The following is a 2,181-nucleotide window of genomic DNA, read 5'->3' as shown; positions in this document are numbered from 1 at the left end:
CCGCCCTGGCGACCGCCCACTCCTGGTGTACTGCGAGGGTGGCGTGCGCTCGGCCAAGACGATGGAGGCGTTCCTCGCCGCAGCAGTGGTGCTGGGGGTGATCATGCGGCTGCAGGGCATTCCCCTCAACGACATCATGAAGACGGCCACGGCAGGGATGAAGGGAGTGATGCCGGCAATCCTGATCCTGGCGCTGGCCTATTCGCTGAATCAGCTTTCGAAGGAGATGGGGACGGCCGCCTTCATCGTCGAGATCAGCCGCGACTGGCTCTCGCCGACGCGGTTGCCCGCGATCACCTTCCTGCTGGCGGCGATCATCGCCTTTGCGACCGGCTCTTCCTGGGGAACCTTCGCGATCATGATGCCGATTTCGGTACCGGTCGCCTTCGTGTTCACCGGTGATATGCTGACGCCGCTGGTCTACGCCACCATCGCCGCGGTGGCTGGCGGCGGGGTGTTCGGCGACCACTGCTCGCCGCTGTCGGATACCACGGTGCTCGCCTCGACCGGCTCCGCCTGCGACCACATGGATCACGTGCGCACCCAGATTCCCTATGCCCTGGCGGTGGCGGCGGTGTCGCTGCTGGCTTACCTGCTGATCGGCATCGGTCTGTAGAGGTTCCCGCGGGTGTTCGCTCTGGGGAAGGTGGCAGGGTAAACTGCCCGCACTGCCACTTTCCCCAAGCGATTCGAAGAGTTCATGAGCAAGCGACGCGTTCTTACCGGTATCACCACCACGGGTACGCCGCATCTGGGCAATTATGTCGGCGCGATCAAGCCGGCCATCGCCGAGAGCCAGAATCCCGACGTCCAGTCCTACTACTTTCTGGCCGACCTGCATGCGCTGATCAAGGCGCAGGACCCCCGGCGTGTGCAGCAGTCGCGCCTCGAGATCGCCGCCACCTGGCTGGCGCTGGGCCTGGATACCGACAACGCCATCTTCTATCGCCAGTCCGATATCCACGAGATTCCCGAGCTGACCTGGCTGCTCTCCTGCGTCTGCGCCAAGGGGTTGATGAACCGGGCCCACGCCTACAAGGCGGCGGTGGCGGACAACGACACCGATGGCCAGAGCGATCCCGATCGCGGCATCACCATGGGGCTGTTCGGTTACCCGGTGCTGATGGCGGCCGATATCCTGATGTTCAACGCCCACAAGGTGCCGGTGGGCCGCGACCAGATCCAGCATATCGAGATGGCCCGCGACATGGCGGGGCGTTTCAACCATATCTACAAGGGCGACTACTTCACGCTGCCCGAGGCGATCGTCGACGAGAAGGTCGAGGTGCTGCGGGGCCTCGACGGCCGCAAGATGTCGAAGAGCTACGACAACACCATTCCGCTGTTCGTCTCCGAGAAGAAACTGCAGAAGCTGGTGCGCAAAATCAAGACCAATTCGCTGGAGCCCGGCGAACCCAAGGACCCGGATACCTGCACCCTGTTCCAGATCTACAGCGCCTTCGCCACGGCGGAGGAGAGCGCCGACATGCGTCGCCGCTACGCTGAGGGGATCGGCTGGGGCGACGCCAAGAACGAGGTGTTCGAGTACCTCAACGCGCATCTGCGCGAACCCCGCGAGCGCTATGAAGCGCTGATGAACGATCCCGGGCATATCGAGCAGGTGTTGTTGAAAGGTGCCGAGCGGGCACGGGCAGAAGCGAATGCCCTGATGGAAAAGCTGCGCATCGCCGTGGGGCTGGGCAGGTTCCAGTAGACTCGGCTACGGGCTACGGGCTACGGGCTACGGGCTACGGGCTACGAAGAACGACAGTGATGTCTGTTGCTGGCGTTCTTCTGCGTGACAGACACACTGACTTTCGCGGCTCGCGGCTCCTCGATGTTCATCGATAACCAGAATGTCTATCGAAAGATCGTATTGTCGTTTTCGAATTCCTGAGTAAAAGACTAAAGTATCGGCCATTCGATTTTAGTCTAAGAAAGGGGTTGTTTTATGACGACTTTGACGAAAACGGCGCCTCCCGGCATCGGCCGGCTTTCGCCCAAGGCGTGGATTGCCGCGCTGCTGCTCGTTCTCGGCGCGCTGGCCGTCGGCCTCGCCTTCGGTGGCAATCAGGGCTGGCTGATGCTGGTCGGCGGCGGTCTGGGCATCGTGCTCTATCACGCCTCCTTCGGTTTCACCTCCGCGTGGCGAGTGTTCATCACCGAGCGCCGCGGCCGCGG

The 2,181-nt window shown here is 62.6% G+C and carries 2 protein-coding genes and 1 pseudogene; all 3 read left to right on the top strand.

Annotated elements, in window-relative coordinates; genetic code table 11:
• On the top strand, window positions 1–616 hold a 616-nt coding region (locus tag AC3AYF_RS20380), incomplete at its 5' end, for a Na+/H+ antiporter NhaC family protein (protein WP_487780303.1).
• 84 nt (window positions 617–700) lie between these two features.
• Window positions 701–1,714, top strand: coding sequence for a tryptophan--tRNA ligase (locus AC3AYF_RS20375; RefSeq protein WP_295035910.1), 1,014 nt, complete (start codon window positions 701–703; stop codon window positions 1,712–1,714).
• A 237-nt stretch (window positions 1,715–1,951) separates the two neighbouring features.
• Window positions 1,952–2,181 (top strand): annotated as a pseudogene (locus tag AC3AYF_RS20370) (YeeE/YedE family protein); the annotation flags it as partial.

The organism is Salinicola sp., assembly GCF_982684285.1.
The sequence above is the reverse complement of the archived record's forward strand: the minus strand, read 5'-3'. Positions and strand labels throughout refer to the sequence as shown.

Coding starts and splice junctions, on each gene's coding strand:
- AC3AYF_RS20375 (WP_295035910.1), top strand. CDS start 701: ATGAGCAAGCGACGCGTTCTTACCGGTATCACCACCACGGGTACGCCG.